This is a genomic window from Streptomyces sp. NPDC093221 (genome assembly GCF_044753885.1).
In the GTDB taxonomy this organism is placed as follows: domain Bacteria; phylum Actinomycetota; class Actinomycetes; order Streptomycetales; family Streptomycetaceae; genus Actinacidiphila.
Genome location: NZ_JBIVOA010000001.1, coordinates 178,619 through 196,196 on the forward strand (window position 1 = coordinate 178,619; position 17,578 = coordinate 196,196).

Consider the following 17,578-nt stretch of genomic DNA (forward strand, 5'->3'; position numbering starts at 1 on the left):
GGCAATACGTAACCTTATGTCGAGCCGCAGCCAGGAGGCTGGAGCATGAGCATCTGGTGGTCACTCCATTTGCGGCGCGAGGCTGCGAGCGTTCCGCTGGCCAGAAGGCTGCTGATCGGGACCATGGAGACGGCCGGAGTCGATCCGGACATCTCCTTCGACCTGGCGGTGGCCCTCTCGGAAGCGTGTGCCAACGCCGTCGAACACGCCGGATCGGGCACGGAGTACAGCGTCACCGCGCGGATCGACGGCGACCAGTGCCGTATCGAGGTCGCCGACTCCGGTCCCGGATTCCCCCGCGACCGCTTCCGCCACCCGGCCCGGCCGCTGAGCCCCAGGGGCCAGCAGGCCGAGCACGGACGCGGACTCTTCCTCATCGAGGCGCTGGTGGACCACGTCCACTTCCAGAACCGGCCGGGTCACGGCACGGTCGTCTCCTTCGACAAGGTGCTCAAGTGGCGTGACGACGCCCTGCTGAAGGCGTCGTAGCGCCACTCGACTCCGGTTCCGGTGGGACCGGCTGGTGGGGACCGGCTGGGCCCGGTGTTCAGCCGCGCAGCCCCGCCATCCACGCCTCGACCTCGTCCGAGCGCCGCGGCAGCGCCTCCGACAGATTGCGGTTGCCGTCGTCCGTCACCAGGATGTCGTCCTCGATCCGGACGCCGATGCCCCGGTACTCCTCGGGCACCGACAGGTCGTCCGCCTGGAAGTACAGGCCGGGCTCGACCGTCAGCACCATGCCGGGCTCCAGGGTGGAGTCCACGTACGCCTCGGTCCGCGCGTGCGCGCAGTCGTGGACGTCCATGCCGAGCATGTGGCCGGTGCCGTGCAGCGTCCAGCGGCGCTGGAGGGCCAGTTCGAGCACCCGGTCGACCGGGCCTTCGAGCAGCCCCCACTCGACCAGCTTCTCGGCCAGCACGCGCTGCGACGCCTCGTGGAAGTCACGGAAGGCCGCGCCCGGCTTCACCGCGTCGATACCGGCCTGCTGGGACTCGTAGACCGCGTCGTAGACCTTGCGCTGGACCGGCGAGAAGCTGCCGCTGATCGGGAGGGTGCGGGTGACGTCCGCGGTGTACAGGTGGTGGGTCTCCACGCCCGCGTCGAGCAGCAGCAGGTCGCCGGAGCGGACCGGGCCGTCGTTGCGCACCCAGTGCAGGGTGGTGGCGTGCGGGCCCGCGGCGCAGATCGAGCCGTAGCCGACGTCGTTGCCCTCGACTCGGGCGCGCAGGAAGAACGTTCCCTCGATGTACCGCTCCGAGGTGGCCTCCGCCTTGTCCAGGACCTTGACGACGTCCTCGAAGCCGCGCGCCGTCGAGTCGCACGCCCGCTGCAACTCGGCGATCTCGAACTCGTCCTTCACCGCACGCAGCGCGGACAGGAATTCGGTCAGCTCGGCGTCGCGCTCGGCCGTCACCTTGTCGGTGAGCGCCGCCTCGATGCCCGCGTCGTGCCCGCGCACCACGCGGACCGGACCGGCCGCCTCGCGCAGCGTCTCCGCGGCCTTGCGGACGTCCCGGCACGGCATCCCGAGCAACTGCTCGGCCTCGGTGAGGCTGTGCCGCCGCCCGACCCACAGCTCGCCCTGGCCGTCCAGCCAGAATTCGCCGTTCTCCCGGTTGGAGCGCGGCAGCAGATACGCGGTCGCCGCGTGCCCGCCGCCCTTGCGCGGCTCCAGCACGAGGACGGCGTCCTGCGTCTGGTCACCGGTCAGATAGGCGTACTCGGTGGCCGCCCGGAAGGGGTACTCGGTGTCGTTGGAGCGGGTACGGAGATTGCCCGCCGGTACGACGATCCGCTCGCCGGGGAAGCGCTCGGACAGCGCGGCGCGGCGCGCGGCGGCGTACGCGGCCTGCGGCAGCGGGGCCAGGCCGTGCAGCTCCGTGTCGGCCCAGTCGGCCTTCATCACGGCCGCCAGCTCGTCGGAGACAGCCGGGTAGAGGCGGTTCTTGCGCTGCTTGATCGGCTTGTCGTCGCCGTCCGCCGCGTCCGTGGCCGCCGCATCGCCGTCCGCCGTGGCCGCCGCGTCGGTGGCCGCTTCGACTGCCGCGTCCGTGGCCGCCTCGGCCGCCGTCACGGCCGTCCCCGTCGTCTCAGGAGTCTCGGGCGTCTCCTGTCCGACCCGCTCGACCTGCTCGTCCGGCTGTGCCTGGGCCTCGGCCACGTCCTGTCCTCCTCGCTGTCGTCGCCATAGCTGCCTGGAGGTCCCGCCGGGACCCGCTATGGACCTCTACGCATCGTATGTGCGCGCGGAAGAGGGCGTGCGGGGGGGGGGCATAGGTCCTGAATCGCTCACGAATCAGGACCGGGCGGACCGAAGCGGACGCGGGTGACCGCGGCCCGTCTCTCTCAGGGGCCCGTCTCTCAGCCGCCCGTCTCCCGCAGCCGCCCGTCTCTCAGTGGCCCGTCTCTGTCCGCCTCAGTCGAAACGGACGGCGAGCAGGACCACGTCCTCCACGCCCTCTGACCGGTCGAGGCCGTCGGGCAGGACGGCGTGCAGGATGTGGTCGACGAGACGGTCGGGGTCGTCGCGGGCCGGGCGCGGGGCGCTCTGCGCGGCGGCGTGCAGCCGGGCGAGCGCCCGGTCGGCGGACTCCCCCGTACGGTGCAGCAGCCCGTCCGTGAACAGCACCAGGGTCTCGCCGGGCCGCGCGTACAGCTCGACGCTGGGCGCCTCCCAGCAGCTGAGCATGTTGAGCGGCGCGGACAGCGACGTCTCGACGTACTCGCAGCGGCGGTCGCCGATCACCAGCGGCGGGCAGTGTCCCGCGCCCGCCAGGATCAGCTTGCGGCCGCCGGGGCCGCCCGCCGGGCGCGGGCCGCCGTTCGCCGCCTCCGCCTCCACGTACGCGAACAGCGCCGTCGCGGACCTGGCGGGCTCGGTGAGCCGCATCAGCAGTTCCAGGTCGGACAGGACCGCGACCGGGTCCTCGCCCTCCATCACCGCGTACGCGCGCAGACTCGCGCGCAGCCGTCCCATCGCGGCCACCGCGCCGGGGCCGCGCCCCGTCACCCCGCCGACGGCCAGGCCGAGCGCGCCCTCGGGCAGCGGCAGCGCGTCGTACCAGTCGCCGCCGCCGCGCGGATTCGTCCGGTGCCTGACCGCCAGCCGTACGCCGGGGACGCGCGGCAGCCGTTCCGGCAGCAGTTCCGCGGCCAGCGCCGCCGTGGTGTCCCGTGCGCGCCGCAGGTCGAGCACGCGTGCGGTGTGCTCGGCGGCGAAACGCAGATACAGGCCCATCAGGCGGCGCTGCCGGTCGTCGGGTTCCGCGGGTTCGTCGTAGAACCACACGGCCGTGCCCAGCCTGCCGGCCGACTGCGCCGTCAGCCGCAGCGCGTAGCTCGCGCCGAGGCCGAGCTGGACGGCGACCTCGCGGTGCCGCCGGTCGAGGCCGGGTTCGTGCAGCAGGTCGGCATGGACGCGTTCGCCGTCCGCGTCCCGCGCCGCCGATCCGTCCTTCGCCGCTGATCCGTCCTCTGCCCCCGATCCGTCCCGCGCTCCTGACCCGTCCCGCGCTCCTGATCCGCTCGCGTCACTCGGCACGCCGGTGTCGGAGGCGGACGTACGGGGTACGGGCACGGTCTCGATCGTGCCGAGGTCGGCGTGGCCGAGGCCGAGGCCGACGGTGCGTTCGGGGCCGAGGCCGTCGGCCGGCTCCAGCGCGACCATGCCGCGGCGGGCGCCGACCAGGGTGGCCCCGGCGCGCAGCACCTCGTGCAGCGTGTCGTCCAGCGCGGTCGTCCGGGCCAGCCGCTCGGTCAGCTCGTGCACCAGGGACAGGTCGCACACCCAGGAGGCCAGCCGGTCCTGCACGGCGGGGGAGCCGTACCGGTCACCGACCGCTTGCTCCGGCGCCCGGGGACGGCCCGCACCGGGTACGGTCACGGGCTTGGCCGCGGGTTCGGCGGCCTGGTCGGTCACGGGCGCGGTCGCGGAACCGGTCGTGGAATCGGGTGCGGAACCGATCGTGTAATCGGCCGCCGGTCCCGTCACCGGTCCCGTCACCGGTTCCGTCCTCGGTCCCGCCGGTTCCGTCGCGGGTGCGGGCGGAGCGGCGGGGGAGACGGCGGGGGCCGCGGAGGCGGCCGTGACCTGCGCGGGGCCTCCCGCGGGGGACGCATTGTGCGCCGCCGCGGAAGGAGGTGGCTCTGTTCCGGCCACTTTTTTCATGTGAGCGGCGCTCATGGCCGGGGGCTTCCGGCCAGTCGCCAATGGATGGGGCATTCCGCGCTTTTCGTCCGCAAAGCGCGGCGCATCTGCATCAATAGCATCGCAAACCCCCATGTCGTGGCGCGTCGCTACCAAGGAACCCACTTGTACACGCACAATCGCGGGCATGTCCAGGATTGTCCTGGTAGACGGAGTGGTGTCGGGACGTGACCGGCGTCACGTGCCGTGGTGCGCCGGTGGCCTGGAGTAGCCGTCAGACCGCCGCAGGTTGGCCAGAAAGAGCTACCCCCGTCTCATGCGCGCTGTCGACTGATCCCGGCCAACAGCGCGTCATATTTGCGGGTGATGGGTAGGAACCCGGAGTCCGGCTCAAGCGTCGTAGTACGTAAGCAATTGACAGCCGACCCCACCCCGAGTGGCGAGCGGGAGCTGCGCCCAACGGGATCCACGACTAGTGGCTCGCGATCGGGGCAAGTGAGCAAGCGCCATGCGCACGCCACCCACCGCCACGTTCCACGCTCGGCCGGCGGCGTGATGCGCTGCCTCGTGAACGGCGTGCTCGACAGATACGTGTGCAAGGGCAGATCCCTGGGCGTTAACGGAAAGGAACGAGCGCTGATGCGCGAGATCCTCGGAAGGCGACGCAAGCTCTCACTGCCGCGAAAGGGGCGGACCGCGTTGCGTGACGCGGCGCTCACCTATGCCGAGCAGTGGCAATGGCGTGTGGTGCCCGGTGTCGGATACGACAAACGCGGCACATGGCGGGCGACCGGTGCGCAGCCGTGCGCCTGCGCCCGCCCCAACTGCCCGGTGCCCGGCGCCCATCCGCACGAGCCGGGACTCCTGGCCGCCACCCGTGACCCGCGCATGGTGCGCTGGTGGTGGACGCGCAGGCCGGACGCGCCGGTGGTCCTCGCGACCGGCGACCGGGTGTCCGCGGCGAGCCTGCCCGCGGTGGCCGGCACGCGGGCGCTCGACGCGATCGAACGCCTCGGCGTACGGCTCGGCCCGGTGGTCGCCACCCCCACCCGGTACGTGATCCTCGTCGCGCCCTACTCGCTCGCCGAGCTGGGCGAACTCCTCGACAGCCAGGACTGGGTGCCGACGTCGCTGCGCTACCACGGCGACGGCGGATACGTGGCGCTGCCGCCGTCGAGCAGCAGCGCGGGGCAGCTCCGCTGGGTGCGGCCCCCGGTGGCCGAGGCGACGGGGCCCGACGCGCCGGTCGGGCTCGGCGGCGCCGCGCCGTGGCTGCCGCGGATCGGCGACCTCGTGGACGCCCTCGTCCGCGCGGGCCGGACCGCGCCGGACGGCGACCGGCTCACCTATTGATCCGCGTATTGATGCGCCGCGTTGACACCGCGCCTGTTCTGAACGCTGTTCAGGGCGGGCGCGGTGTCGTTCGCCGCGCGCTCTGTCACTCGTTCGGGTAGCCGAGGGCCCCGGCCCTGCGCTGAACGGCGCCTGATCGTTCCGAAGTCCCCGGTCCGCCCGCTACGTTCGGCGGACCGCAACCGTCGAGCGCAGGTGGGGTCGTGCCCGTGGAGCCGAAGTCACAGCCGCAGCCGCATTCGCAGGCCGTTCAGCAGGTCGCGCAGGACCATGTGTCGGGGCTGCGCATGGTGGCCCTCGCGAGCGTCGCCGCCCTGGCCGTCGTCCTGCCGCTGGCCGCCGCCACGGACGGCCCCTCGGAACACCCGGGCCACGGCGGCCACTCCGGCCACGCGGGCCTCGGCGCCCCGCACGCCAGGACCACGTCCGTGGACGGTTACGGAATGCTTCCGCCGCCCGCCGAAGGCACCTGAACCGCTACCGACCGGTACGACGAAAAGCGTCGCCGTCGTCTCCCTCGCATGGCGAAAAGCGCCGTCCGGCGCCCCGCGGGCATGGAAACGCCCGGTCGCTGGCGACGGGGGATGCACCAGCGACCGGGCTGACCAAACGGTAACAAGACTTCGTCCGTTAGCAAATTCCCCGACGCCGACGGGGCGCCGATTAGCCGCGATTCAACGGGAGTTGTGACCGGAATCACGGCCTCCCCCTCCGTGCCGCCCCCACCCCCACCGGCCGGTGGTCCGCAGACCTCCCGATCTGCCCCGCCGGGGCGGGTGGTGACGTGCGGGAGCGTGGTGGTTGGTGGCGCAGTTCCGCGCGCCCCTTAGAGGATCGGTTCGCCGCCTGGGCGAAGGGGGGTGCGCCCTGTCAGGGGCGCGGGGAACTGCGCGGGTAACCCTCCACCGGCGGGTGGTCCGGGGGCGACCGGAATGCCCCGCCGGGGCGGGTGGTGACGTGCGGGAGCGCCGTGGCTGGTGGCGCAGTCCCCCGCGCCCCTGAAAAGACCGGCCCCCCGCCCGGACGAAAGACGGTGCGCCCCGTGAGGGGCGCGGGGAACTGCGCGGGTAACCCTCCACCGGCGGGTGGTCCGGGGGCGACCGGACTGCCCCGCCGGGGCGGGTGGTGACGTGCGGGAGCGCTTCGGCCGGGGTGACGGCTGCCCCCCCCGTACGGCTGGAGGCCGTGGAATGGCTCGCCGCGAGGCGTAAGGTGGCCGGCGTCAGCTCAGGGTGATCTGGCGGTTGGTGAAGCCGCTGCGGGCGCGCCGCTCGTCGGCGGTGAGAGGGCCGGACTTGGCAAGCGTCTCGGCCAGACGCTCGTTGAAGGCGGCGGCGGGCTTCTCCACCTCGTCGGCGCCCATGCCGACCGGCAGGTCCCACACCGGCACCACGAGCCCGTGCGCGCGGAAGGAGCCGACCAGCCGCGTACCGTCACCCAGCGACGACACCCCGGCGGCGTGCAGCCGGGCCAACGCGTCGAGCAACTCCTCCTCGGGGTGCGGCATGACCCACCGCAGGTGGTTCTTCTCCGGCGTCTCGCACCAGTACGCGGCGTCCACGCCGGTCAGCCGTACGGTCGGGATCGCCGCCTGGTTGGCCCGCTCCAGCGACGCGGCCACCTCGCCGGTCGCCGCGTCGGCGTCCTCCAGCCAGAACTCGAAGCCGCTGTGCACCTCGGGCGTGAAGGGCGCGTCGAGGTCCAGCACGTCCTGGAGGCGCGGCCCGTCCTGCGGCGGGCGGCGGCCGTCCACCGGATTGCCGGGCGCCGCGGTGAGCGCGCGCAGCAGCGTGTCGGCGAGGTCGCGGCTGACGTCACCGGACGCCGCCTCGTTCTGGAGGCCGAGCAGGACGGCCCCGGTGTCGCGGCGCAGTCCGGGCCACGCCATCGGCAGCACGGTGCCGAGCGTCACCGAAGGAACGCCGTCGGGCAGCGCGTCCTTGAGGGTGAGCGGGGCGGTCGCCGCCGGAACCAGCTCGCGCAGGGCGACCCAGTCGCACTCGCCGGGCAGCCCCTCGAACGGGCGGCGCACCAGCTCGGTCACCGCGTGCGACGCCTCGCGGCCGTGACACGCCTTGTACCGGCGGCCCGAGCCGCAGGGGCAGGGCTCGCGCGCGCCGACCACCGGGACCTCTCCGCTCGTCGGGACCTTCGTCTTCGTCGCGGTCGCGCGCTTCTTGGCCATGGCTCGGTCTCTCCCGTAACGGCGGTGTTCCGGCCGTGAGCCTAGCGCCCGGCGCGGTCGCCGCCGGACCACGGCGAGGCGTGCGGAGGGGGCGGGGGAGGCCACCGGGGTGTCCTGCGTGCTGTGCCCGGCGCGGCTCTGTGCGGCCCGGCGCGCGGCCCTACGCCTGGACCCGCGACCTCAGCCGCGTTCGTCGACCGCGCCGAAAGCCGTGTTCAGCGACCCGAGCGCGTCGAACGCTTCGATCGATTCGGCCAGGTCCATCGACATGCCCATCGGCAGGCCGCCACCCGCACCGACGATCGGACTGATGCCCGTACCGCCGATTCCGCCGAGGCCGGCCCGCTGGCCGCGCGTGCCGCCCGTACCGCCCGTACCGCCCGCGATCACCGGGTCGTCGCGGCGCGCGTGCCGGGCGCGTACCGGAAGGACCGCCCAGACCGTCACCTCGCCGGGCGCGTCGTCGCGCACGCCCCAGCGCAGCGACAGGCTCCCGACGATGCCGAGGCCCCGGCCGCCGTGCGCGCTCAGGGAGGGGGTGGAGGGGCGTGGCCTGGTGGGGCCGCCGCCGTCGGTCACCTCGACCGCGAGGAGTCCGTCCGTGCCTATCGCCCACGCGGCGCGTATCCCGCACTCGCCGCAGTCGGCGCGGTCGCTGTCGGTACGGCCGCTGTCGGTACGGCCGCCGTCCGTACGGCCGCTGCCCGTACGGCCGCCGTCCGTCCGTGGGCTGTCGTGACGGCCGCCGGCCGTCCAGTCGTCGTTCACCGTACGGGGAGTGTCCAGGGCGGACCGTGCGCCACCGGCGTCACCGCCGCCCCCGGCCTCGTGCGTCTCCAAAGGACGCGCGTGCCGGAAGGAGTTGCTCAGCAGCTCCGACAGGATGAGGACGGCGTCGTCGATCACCGGCTCCGGCACGTCCTGCGCGCACAATTCGTTCCGCAGTTTCCGGCGCGCCACCGCGACGCCGGTCGGACCATGGGGCAGGGCCATGGTCGAGGACGTAGGCACCTCCTGCGCCACCATCAACGACACCCCCGAGACCTCCTTCACGCCCTTGCGCCACGGGATGGATGCCCTCTGCGACTCGGCCGGAAACAAGCCAACCGCGATCCATTGACGTACTCCGTACACATTCCCGACGCACAATTGCAGCCCGAACACGATACGAACGCGCCGGGGTACGCCCTGTGACGGCTGTCGCCTGGTGATGTCGGCTGCTCTGTGTTGACTCCTGCTGTGGCCTGCGGACATCTGTGAACTTCAGCGACCCAGTTGGGACAGAACCGCACTCGGGCGGTTGGTGATGATGGAATCCACCCCGAGCCGTACGCACAACTCGACATCGGCGGGTTCGTCCACCGTCCAGACGTGGACGCGGTGCCCCGCCTGGCGCAAACGCGCCACGTATCCTGGGTCGGCCCGCACGATCCGCATGCTCGGCCCCGCGATGCCGACGCCCGCCGGCAGCCACCCGCTCCAGCGCCGGGGGAGCGCGTGGCGCACCAGGAAGACGGTGGGGACCGCCGGCGCGGCCAGCCGTACCCGGCGCAGCGCCCCCGGCGAGAAGCTCATCACCCGCACCTGGGCGGGCTCCCCGCGCGCCGGGCGGTCCATACCGAAGTGCCGCAACAGGTCGAGCAGCCGCCGCTCGACCTGGCCCGACCACCGCGTCGGGTGCTTCGTCTCGATCGCCACCTCCAGGCGGCGGTCGGTGTCCGCGACCAGTTCCAGCAGGCGGCGCAGCGTGAGGACGCCGCTGCGTTCGCGCACGGCGTTTTCGTCCTCTTCTTTTACGCGTCCCGCGCGGGCACCTCTTATATGCGCGTCTTTCGCACGGGCGTCTCCTGGGTGACGGTCCCGGCTTCCGGCGCCGCCGGGTCCGCCGCGGCCGTCCTTCCACGAGCCGAAGTCCAGCGCGGCGAGGTCGGCCAGGGCGAGGGAGGAGACGGCGCCCCGGCCGTTCGACGTACGGTCCACCCGCCGGTCGTGGACGCACACCAGCTCGCCGTCCGAGGTCAGCCGGACGTCGCAGTCCAGGGCGTCGGCCCCGTCCTCGATGGCTTTCCGGTACGCGGCGAGCGTATGTTCTGGTACGTCCGCGGAGGCGCCTCTATGGGCGACGACCTGGACAGGTCGCCCGTCCGGAAACGCCTCCGGGACCGCGCGCGCGTAAGTCACCGTGTCATGGTGCCACCGTCTCCCCGGCGGCCCGGTAACACGGCCGTACGACGGGTACGCGAAGATGCACAGCTACCGCTTACGGCGGTCCGACACGCCGTGGGAAATGCTGTGTTCGGCCCACCACCTTGTTCCGCACCCGGTTCGGAATCCTGTTCAGAACCTGTCCCGACCCTGAGGAGAATCGCTGTGAGCACCGAGAACGAAGCCGGCTCCGGCTCGGCTGCGGAGTCGGCAGCGCCCGCGCCCGACGGTGCCTCGGCGGCCCAGGCCCCCGTACCTCCTGCCGCTCCGCCGCTCGCCCCGCTGCCCGCTCCTCCGACGGCCCCTCCGGCCGCCCCGCCCGCGCCCGCCGCTCCCCCGGCGTTCGCGGACGGCGAGTCGCGTACGGAGATCCTGCCGGAGGTACGGGACGCGGCTCCGGTGCCGCCCGCGGATCCGTACCGGGCCCCGGCCGACCCGTACTCGTCGCCGTCCTCCTCCTCTTCTTCTTCCTCTTCGCCCGCGCCCACGCCTTCGCCTTCGCCCGCGCCTTCGCCCTCGCCCTACGGTCCGCCGAGTGGGCCGCCTTCGCCGTACGGGACGCCGCCTGCTGCGGTGTTCGCGGCGGAGCAGCCGCCCGCGGGGCCGGGCGCGTTCGGTGCGTCGGGTGCGTCGGGTACGTCGGGTACGGAGCAGGGCGCGGGGTCGGGCCACGGCGGGTCGGGTCATGGCGGGTCGGGTCATGGCGGGTCCGGCCACGGTGGCGGGCCGCACGACCCGTTCGCCGCGCCGTCGTCCCCCTACGGCGCGGCGAACGCGCCCGGTACCGGCCAGCCCGGCGGCCCCGGCGGTCTGCCGCCGGCCTGGGGCACGCACGTTCCCCCGCCGCCGAACGACGGCCGCAAGCGCCGCGGCGGCATCGGCGGCATGGTCGCCGCCGTCCTGGTGGCCGCGCTGGTCGCGGGCGGCGTCGGCGGAGGCGTCGGCTACGCGATCGCCGACCACAACGACAAGTCGAGCTCCACCTCCTCGACCACCGTCTCCGACTCCGGCAGCCAGAAGGCGTTCAACCGCGCCCCCACCTCGGTGGCGGGCATCGCCAACAAGGCGCTGCCGAGCGTCGTCACCATCAAGGCCAGCGGCAGCCAGGAGAGCGGCACCGGCACCGGTTTCGTCTACGACACCGAGGGCCACATCCTCACCAACAACCACGTGGTCGCCCCGGCGGCCAGCGGCGGCAAGCTCACCGTCACCTTCTCCAACGGCAAGACGTACGACGCGGCCGTCATCGGCCGCGCCCAGGGGTACGACGTGGCCGTCATCAAGCTGAAGAACGCCAGCGGCGTCAAGCTCACCCCGCTGCCGCTCGGCAACTCCGACCAGGCGCAGGTCGGCGACGCCACCATCGCCATCGGCGCCCCGTTCGGCCTCTCCGGCACGGTCACCACCGGCATCGTCAGCGCCGTCCACCGCCCCGTCGCCTCCAGCGACGGCCAGGGCAGCAGCGCCTCCTACATGAGCGCGATCCAGACCGACGCCTCGATCAACCCCGGCAACTCCGGCGGCCCCCTCCTCAACGCCAACGGCGCCGTCATCGGCATCAACTCCGCCATCCAGCCCGCGGGCAACAGCGACCCCGGCACCCAGGGCGGCAGCGTCGGCCTCGGCTTCGCCATCCCCATCAACCAGGCCAAGCGCGTCGCCGACCAGCTCATCAAGACCGGCCAGCCCGTCTACCCGGTGATCGGCGTCAGCCTCGACACCCAGTACCAGGGCGACGGCGCCAAGATCTCCACCGACTCCAACACCGCCATCACCTCCGGCGGCCCCGGCGCCAACGCCGGCCTCAAGCCCGGTGACGTCATCACCCGCTTCGATGACACCCTCATCGACAGCGGCCAGACCCTCATCGGCGAGATCTGGCAGCACTCCCCCGGCGACAAGGCCACCATCACCTACACCCGCAACGGCACCTCCCACACCACCACCGTCACCCTCGGCCAGCGCACCGGCGACAGCAACTAGCCCCCACCCACTAAGCTGTCCCCGCGCCCCGCGCCAGGAGGCTTGCCCGAGCGGCCTAAGGGAACGGTCTTGAAAACCGTCGTGGCAGCGATGTCACCGTGGGTTCAAATCCCACAGCCTCCGCGCAGGTCAGAGAAGTAGCAGGTCAGAGAGGGTGTCCCAAGATGTGGGGCACCCTCTCTGTACTGCGGCTGTCTCACCGTGTCTCACGATTGACCACCGCTGACCAGCGTGCGCGGCCAACCTGCGGCCAGGATTCTGGTCTCAGTCGGTGCCTTCGCTGTCCTCATCGTGCTCGGCAAATCCCTGGTCGATCAGGTCGTTCATGCGCTCTTCCTCGCCGTCCAGCACCTTGGCGTAGAAGCGCTGGAGTACCGCGATGCTCTGCCCGGCCCGCCGTGCGGTCTCGGCGAGACTGACCCCCGACCGCAGCCAGAACGACACGCAGGCGTGCCGCAGGTCGTACGGGATCGACGCCAGGGGCGAGGCGACCTGTGCCGGGGTGAGGGCGCGGCGGCGCGCCTCTTTCCACACCGCGCCGTACTCCTGTGACCGCACCGGGCCACCCCGAGCGGCGCGGAACATCCGGCCGTCCGCGCTGACTCCTTCCCGTGCGGTGTGCTGACGGAGCAGGGCCACAAGAGGCGGAGGGATCGGCACCGACCGCACAGTTCGCCGGGCCCGGTGCTTCAACCCCCGTTCCTCGTACGGCTTGCCGTCGTCGGTCCAGGCCGATCCGACTTGCGGGCGGGCCCCGGTGAGGTCGAGGCGACCCCAACCCGACTCGGGCAGAGTGCAGGCGTCCTCACTCAGCATGGAAACTTCCTCTGGCCGCATGGCCGCGTAGTACATGCAGCCAAAGAACGCTTCGAGGTGTTCACCCCGCGGGCCCTGTTCCCGAACGCCGGCCAACAAGGCGCGGGCTTGAGCGGGAGTGGCGACGCTACGTTCGTCCAATTCCTCAACGGCCTTGGGAACTGTCCAATGGACTTTCAGCAGCGGGTTTCCGGGAAGTCGTTCCTTTTCGACGGCGTAGCGGAGGCAGTTACTCAGCACCGCGCGGCGGCGCCGGATCGTGTTTGGTGCGGCCTGGCCACCTTCCTTTTTGCGGGCCAACGCGTCCAGAAGGGTGCGCATGCGCTGAGCGCTGTCGAGGTCCGCAATCGTCGGCGAGTGCTTCCCGATCCACGCCAGTGCGGCGGCGTCCTCGGTAGGCGGCTCCGTGTCGTGGCGCCCAGCGTTGAAAGCGTACTGGTACAGCGCATGACGCAGGACTTCGGAGTCCGGTCGCCCCTTGCCCTCAGGGCAGAGAGCAAGGGTGGCCACTGTGAGGCTTTCGGCAATGCTGGCCCGATGCTTGGCAGCGGCGTCGGACCACTTCATCGCGCTGTACTCCCGTGCGTGCGTGTACCACGTCGTGCGGTTGCGCCGCCTCAACTCCGAGACCGGAAGGCCCGTTTCGGTGTCGAACGCTTCCCCGGACCTTGCGGCCGAGACCAATTGAGACCGGCGTGCGTCGGCAAGGGTCTTCGTAGAGAACGGTTCCTGGAACTCCTCTCCGCTCACGAACCAGCGGAGTTGGTAAGGCGCGCTTTTACTGTTCCGGCGCCGGACGTTCCAAATGCGCACGTCGTAACTGTGCACGGAGTCTCCTTCAACGAGACAGGGCCCGCCACGGCAAGCGGCGGGCCCTGTAGGGGTGTTCAGCGGTGATCAGGCGGCTTCAAAGCCGTTCAGCCAGTCGTCAAGGTCGGCACGGCGAACGCGAAGTTCGCCGTTCGGCAGCTTGATCAGGCGGGGCGCTTGCCCGCGTGCCCGCATCCGGTAGAAGGCGGCGCGGGACATGTTGATCTCGGTGAGGACTTCGGGGAGCTTGAGCATGCGGACGGCAGCCATTGCGGCGGCTCCTTATGGCATGGGGGCCATGGCCCCTTCTCCTGTCAGGTCCGCTACTTCCGCTACCTCCGCTACCTCGCAGGTCAGAGGGGTAGCGGAGGTAGCGGATGGTGTGGCGGGTAGCGGATGTGCCGCTACCGGCGGGCGGGCCGGTAGCGGCAACGGGTGTGCGGTAGCGGATGGGTAGCGGATACGGGCGGGTTTGCCGCTACCTTGTTTCCGCAGTTCAGGCGGGGTTTTCGAGGCCCGGTAGCGGAGGTAGCGGACTTTCGGGGGGTGGGGGGCAGTACCGGTTCCAGGCGTCGGTGAGATCGACGGCGTAGTAGCCCTTGGCGACTCCGTCACCGGTCTTGATGTTCCGTGCCTTGACCGGCTCGTTGTCCGCGGTGACGTACTCCCCGAGCCGTTTGGCCAGGGCGCGGGGGTCCAGCGGCTTGCCGCCGATGTCGGCCCACGGGGCGTCGTCCATGCCGTTGAGCGTGGCGAGGATGTGCGCGGTGGGCATGCGGTGCGCGCCGTTGAACACCGTGTCGCGCAGGTCGGTGAGCAGCCGGATGCCGATACTGGCCTTGTCGTTCTGCTTGGCGGCGTTGACCAGTTCCAGGCACGCGGCCCTAGCGCGCTCGGGCCAGTTGCCGCCAGCGGCGTCGGCGACGGCGAGCAGTGCTTCCCACACGTCCGCGGGCCGGTCGGTGACCCCGTCCGGCATCTCGGGGAACGCCCCGTCGATCTGCTGGCGCACCGATGCCGCCCACTTCGCCAGCCGGTCGCGCAGCGCGTGACCTTCCGGCTCGTTGAGCCGCTTGCGCCACGGCTCGATGACCTCGTTCGGCGCCCGGCGGCGCATGCGGACGATCACGCTTCGGGTGAGGATCGTGTCGGGGAGCGAGCCGAGTCCGGCCATGGCCACCGCGCAGTACGACGGGAACTCGGTCGGGGTCTGGTTCGATCCGTCGCCGACGCACCGCCAGGTGCTCGCGCCGCGGCGGTGTCCGGCGTTGATGAACGCCCGGAGCTGTTCGTCTCCTCCGGCGGCGGGGCCGAAGATGGCGTCAACCTCGTCAAAGAGGATGGTGGGCCGGGTCTCGGTCGCGGACACGGCACGGAACATGGCGTTGGCGGTCGCGTTGGCTGCCATCATCCGGTTCGGCACCAGGGTCTCGATCACTTCCAGGGCGCGGGACTTGCCCGACCCCGGTTCCGGGGACAGGAACGCGATGCGGGGTGTCGAGTCGAACGCCTCGATCAGGTGGGCGTGCGCGTCCCACAAGGTGACGGCGGTGTAGGCGGCTTCGAGGGGGAAGACGTTGAACCGGCGGTGGAACGCTTCGACCTCGTTGAGCAGGTCGGCGCCGTCGTGTCGAGTTGCGGTCATGCGGCCTGCCTCCCTTCCGGTGCGGTATGCAGCGGGCATGCGGTGCGGTGGTCGGCGTGGTCGTCGGCCCGGCCGTGGGCGGTGACGTACCGGCCGCAGTCGCAGCGCGACACCGCCCACGGCGGCATCTCCCATGCGGACGGGGCGATGATGTGCAGCCATGCGACGGGTCGGCGTCCGTCCGCCGGGCGCGGGCCAGGGCGAACAGCAGACAGGACGCCTTCGGCGGCGACCTTCGGCGCACCACTCGCCGCGCGGGCGCAGGCCGATTGGGCGGGGTGCTGCTGGTCGGTGGTTCGGGTGAGGCTTTTCAGGGCGGGGGATCGTCCCGCGGCGGGCGTCATGAGGCTGCCTGCCGGGGCCGGGCGGTGCGGACGGCGTAGTCGAGGGCGCTGCGGATCGTGGTCCGGCACTCGGACGCCGGCAGACCGGCCGACTCGCCCCCCGCCTGAAAAGCCGCTTCCACGGCCGTGCGGTCGAGGTCCCCCCACGCCACGAACCGGCCCACCGCCCGCACCGCGCGCAGCAGTTCGGCGTTCCGCCCGCCCTCACCAGTCCCGGCGACGGCGGCAACCTCACGTTCGAGGACGACGGCGGCGAGCCGGGGCGCGTCACGGGCGACCGTGAGCCGGATCAGGCCCGTAGCGGGGCGCTGTGGGGCCGTCAGGGCGCTTTGGAGCCATTCGGGTAGGTTTGCAACCGGGGAGGCGTCCAAGACGCCGTAGGGGCCGTCAGGGGTCACGGACCCAGGGGCGACGACCTGCCCGCCCCATGCACGGGTGTCCACCTTCGGTGCCAACGTGCGTGCGCTGCAAGGGAGCTGGACCCCGGCGGGGGTGCGGAAGTACAGGTGTTCACCACCGCTGGGGGTCCGGACACGACGGGTGGCCGGGACGGTGTGGCCGGCGCGCTCGCAGAGCGCCAGGAAGTTCGTCGCGCCGTCAGGCGTGCCCTTCTTGTCCTTCGACTTGACGGTGTCGAGGTCCACCACGAGCAGGCCGGCGGGCCCGGTGGCGATGCCGACATTGAACGTGCCGGTCGTCCAGCAGCGTTCGATGCGGTCCGGGTCGGTGGTGGCGCGCTGCTCGAACGTCTTGTGCCCGTTGGTGCAGTCGCCGGTTCCGGGGCAGCGCCGGTCCCCGTGGAGTGCGGGGATCTTGGTTCCGGGGTGCAGGGGGATGACGGGCCAGCCGTGTTCGGCGGCGTCCAGCGCGGCCCGCAGCAGCGTGGTTCGGTTGGTGGTCATGCGGCCACCGCCAGACCGGCACTGGACGCGAGGAAGGCGCGGCCGATGCGTTCGGTGTAGGCGGGCGGAATGGCCTCGGTCAGTTCCTCGCGGACGTTCGTCCACGTGATGCCCATGGCGGCCTGCAACTCGCCGATGGTGGGCTTGCCCCCGCCGTTGCCGTACGCGGCGACGTAGGGGCCGTCGTAGAACACGCCGTGCCGGTAGCCGCGGACCCGGCCCCGGTGCGGGACGTGCGCCGGCCGTACGGTGGTCCACCCGCCCAACTCGAAGTTGCGGTGCCGGATCACGTCCAGGCCGAACATCTCGCCGCACAAGGTGAGGTCTTTGCGGACCTTCGCGCGGCCGTTGGGCTGCTCGATCACGTACGGCAGGCCGGCCGCGTCCAGTAGCGTGCGCACGTCGGCGACCAGATCCACATGGGTGCGGCCCCAGCCGCGGGACCGGTTGGTGCCTACGGTCAGCGCGCATCCGGCCTGGCATGGCGGGGACGCGTGCACCATCGCGTAGCGGTGGATCCCGCCGGAGGTGATCAGGTCGGCGAGGTGGGTGAGCGCGTCGGCACGGGTGAAGGTGAAGGGGTAGTTGGTGCGGTCGGCGGTGTCGACGCCGTGCACGTCGAACCCCGCCTCGGCGTAGCCCTTGGCGGCGCCGCCGGCGCAGCAGAACAGGTCCAGCAGTAACGGCCGGTTCGGCTGTCGCCGCACGAGGGTGTGATGGGTCATGCTGGTGGTCTCCAGTTCCTTGACGGGTGCTGGTGGCCGGGACGACCTGCGGACTTTGGTGAGGCGGCAGGTCGTCCCGGATGCATTCAGGCGTTGGGGCGGTCGGCGCACGGCAGGCAGCAGCCGAGCGAGGTGGGGATGACGTATCCGCGATCGGTCCGGCAGGCGGGGCAGGTGCGGCGGGCGCGCATCATCGCATGGTGGGAGCGCCAGCGGCCCGGTGTCATGGGCTGGACGGGGCGGGCGGTGGTGGGGTCGTAGAGGTAGGCGACGCGTCGTCCGCGCCGCCAGCGGATCTCACCGACCACTTCCGCACGCATGTGACTGAGCCCTTGCGCTCGGAGCTGACGGCGGGTCATGAGTCCGTGCGGTGCGAGGCGGTAGCGGTAGACGGGCAGGGTCATGGCGTCTCCGATCCAGACGCTCAGAAGTGGTGACTGTGTGTGGTGGGGAGGGAGGCCGG

The 17,578-nt window shown here is 71.9% G+C and carries 15 protein-coding genes and 1 tRNA gene; 5 read left to right on the forward strand and 11 right to left on the reverse strand.

The features are described from left to right. The first annotated feature begins 45 nt into the window (after positions 1–45). Positions 46–489 carry an ATP-binding protein gene (locus tag ACIQCJ_RS00780; RefSeq protein ID WP_391042124.1) on the forward strand — a complete coding sequence of 148 codons (444 nt, stop codon included), beginning with the start codon at positions 46–48 and terminating at the stop codon, positions 487–489. Between the two features lie 58 nt (positions 490–547). Here the strand turns inward: ACIQCJ_RS00780 and ACIQCJ_RS00785 are convergent, their stop codons facing one another. Further along, positions 548–1,960 (reverse strand): aminopeptidase P family protein, encoded by a 1,413-nt coding sequence (locus ACIQCJ_RS00785; RefSeq protein ID WP_402710834.1) that lies wholly within the window; start codon positions 1,958–1,960, stop codon positions 548–550. A 456-nt stretch (positions 1,961–2,416) separates the two neighbouring features. Further along, positions 2,417–4,336, reverse strand: a complete 1,920-nt coding sequence (locus tag ACIQCJ_RS00790) for a PP2C family protein-serine/threonine phosphatase (RefSeq protein ID WP_402710280.1) — start codon at positions 4,334–4,336, stop codon at positions 2,417–2,419. A 450-nt stretch (positions 4,337–4,786) separates the two neighbouring features. On the opposite strand from ACIQCJ_RS00790, the gene ACIQCJ_RS00795 reads away from it, so the two are divergent. Continuing rightward, a complete protein-coding gene (locus ACIQCJ_RS00795) occupies positions 4,787–5,500 on the forward strand; it encodes a bifunctional DNA primase/polymerase (protein WP_401305366.1) in 714 nt (237 codons plus the stop codon). A gap of 209 nt (positions 5,501–5,709) precedes the next feature. Continuing rightward, a complete protein-coding gene (locus ACIQCJ_RS00800) occupies positions 5,710–5,973 on the forward strand; it encodes a hypothetical protein (protein WP_391158925.1) in 264 nt (87 codons plus the stop codon). A gap of 749 nt (positions 5,974–6,722) precedes the next feature. On the opposite strand, the gene ACIQCJ_RS00805 is transcribed toward ACIQCJ_RS00800, so the two are convergent. From ACIQCJ_RS00805 to ACIQCJ_RS00815, 3 genes are all read right to left on the reverse strand, one after another. After that, positions 6,723–7,685: a DUF5926 family protein gene (locus tag ACIQCJ_RS00805; protein ID WP_188281531.1), complete on the reverse strand. Its 963-nt coding sequence runs from the start codon at positions 7,683–7,685 to the stop codon at positions 6,723–6,725. A 180-nt stretch (positions 7,686–7,865) separates the two neighbouring features. Beyond that, positions 7,866–8,720: an ATP-binding protein gene (locus tag ACIQCJ_RS00810; RefSeq protein WP_402710281.1), complete on the reverse strand. Its 855-nt coding sequence runs from the start codon at positions 8,718–8,720 to the stop codon at positions 7,866–7,868. Positions 8,721–8,948: 228 nt separating this feature from the next. Then, positions 8,949–9,866, reverse strand: a complete 918-nt coding sequence (locus ACIQCJ_RS00815; RefSeq protein WP_391158927.1) for a glycerophosphodiester phosphodiesterase family protein — start codon at positions 9,864–9,866, stop codon at positions 8,949–8,951. Positions 9,867–10,055: 189 nt separating this feature from the next. Here ACIQCJ_RS00815 and ACIQCJ_RS00820 point away from each other — a divergent pair, with 189 nt between their 5' ends. Both ACIQCJ_RS00820 and ACIQCJ_RS00825 read left to right on the forward strand, forming a co-directional pair. Then, a complete protein-coding gene (locus ACIQCJ_RS00820; protein ID WP_402710282.1) occupies positions 10,056–11,873 on the forward strand; it encodes a S1C family serine protease in 1,818 nt (605 codons plus the stop codon). A gap of 36 nt (positions 11,874–11,909) precedes the next feature. Further along, positions 11,910–11,996 (forward strand) — tRNA-Ser (locus ACIQCJ_RS00825). A gap of 141 nt (positions 11,997–12,137) precedes the next feature. Here ACIQCJ_RS00825 and ACIQCJ_RS00830 read toward each other — a convergent pair. The 6 genes from ACIQCJ_RS00830 to ACIQCJ_RS00855 all read right to left on the reverse strand — a co-directional run bounded on the left by ACIQCJ_RS00830 (position 12,138) and on the right by ACIQCJ_RS00855 (position 17,519). Continuing rightward, a complete protein-coding gene (locus tag ACIQCJ_RS00830) occupies positions 12,138–13,517 on the reverse strand; it encodes a tyrosine-type recombinase/integrase (protein WP_402710283.1) in 1,380 nt (459 codons plus the stop codon). A gap of 69 nt (positions 13,518–13,586) precedes the next feature. Beyond that, the gene (locus ACIQCJ_RS00835; RefSeq protein ID WP_402710284.1) at positions 13,587–13,769 is read right to left on the reverse strand and encodes a helix-turn-helix transcriptional regulator; all 183 of its coding nucleotides are present in this window, start codon (positions 13,767–13,769) and stop codon (positions 13,587–13,589) included. A 226-nt stretch (positions 13,770–13,995) separates the two neighbouring features. Beyond that, positions 13,996–15,144 carry a DUF3631 domain-containing protein gene (locus ACIQCJ_RS00840; protein ID WP_402710285.1) on the reverse strand — a complete coding sequence of 383 codons (1,149 nt, stop codon included), beginning with the start codon at positions 15,142–15,144 and terminating at the stop codon, positions 13,996–13,998. Between the two features lie 340 nt (positions 15,145–15,484). After that, positions 15,485–16,390, reverse strand: a complete 906-nt coding sequence (locus tag ACIQCJ_RS00845; protein ID WP_402710286.1) for a bifunctional DNA primase/polymerase — start codon at positions 16,388–16,390, stop codon at positions 15,485–15,487. After that, positions 16,387–17,115 carry a DNA methylase gene (locus ACIQCJ_RS00850; RefSeq protein WP_402710287.1) on the reverse strand — a complete coding sequence of 243 codons (729 nt, stop codon included), beginning with the start codon at positions 17,113–17,115 and terminating at the stop codon, positions 16,387–16,389. The genes ACIQCJ_RS00845 and ACIQCJ_RS00850 overlap by 4 nt, the downstream gene beginning before the upstream one ends. Before the next feature lie 86 nt (positions 17,116–17,201). Then, on the reverse strand, positions 17,202–17,519 hold the full coding sequence (locus tag ACIQCJ_RS00855; RefSeq protein ID WP_402710288.1) for an RRQRL motif-containing zinc-binding protein: 318 nt from the start codon (positions 17,517–17,519) through the stop codon (positions 17,202–17,204). Between the last annotated feature and the right edge of the window lie 59 nt (positions 17,520–17,578).

Coding starts and splice junctions, on each gene's coding strand:
- ACIQCJ_RS00790 (WP_402710280.1), bottom strand. CDS start 4,336: ATGCCCGCGATTGTGCGTGTACAAGTGGGTTCCTTGGTAGCGACGCGC.
- ACIQCJ_RS00780 (WP_391042124.1), top strand. CDS start 46: ATGAGCATCTGGTGGTCACTCCATTTGCGGCGCGAGGCTGCGAGCGTT.
- ACIQCJ_RS00805 (WP_188281531.1), bottom strand. CDS start 7,685: ATGGCCAAGAAGCGCGCGACCGCGACGAAGACGAAGGTCCCGACGAGC.
- ACIQCJ_RS00835 (WP_402710284.1), bottom strand. CDS start 13,769: ATGGCTGCCGTCCGCATGCTCAAGCTCCCCGAAGTCCTCACCGAGATC.
- ACIQCJ_RS00845 (WP_402710286.1), bottom strand. CDS start 16,390: ATGACCACCAACCGAACCACGCTGCTGCGGGCCGCGCTGGACGCCGCC.
- ACIQCJ_RS00840 (WP_402710285.1), bottom strand. CDS start 15,144: ATGACCGCAACTCGACACGACGGCGCCGACCTGCTCAACGAGGTCGAA.
- ACIQCJ_RS00855 (WP_402710288.1), bottom strand. CDS start 17,519: ATGACCCTGCCCGTCTACCGCTACCGCCTCGCACCGCACGGACTCATG.
- ACIQCJ_RS00850 (WP_402710287.1), bottom strand. CDS start 17,115: ATGACCCATCACACCCTCGTGCGGCGACAGCCGAACCGGCCGTTACTG.
- ACIQCJ_RS00795 (WP_401305366.1), top strand. CDS start 4,787: ATGCGCGAGATCCTCGGAAGGCGACGCAAGCTCTCACTGCCGCGAAAG.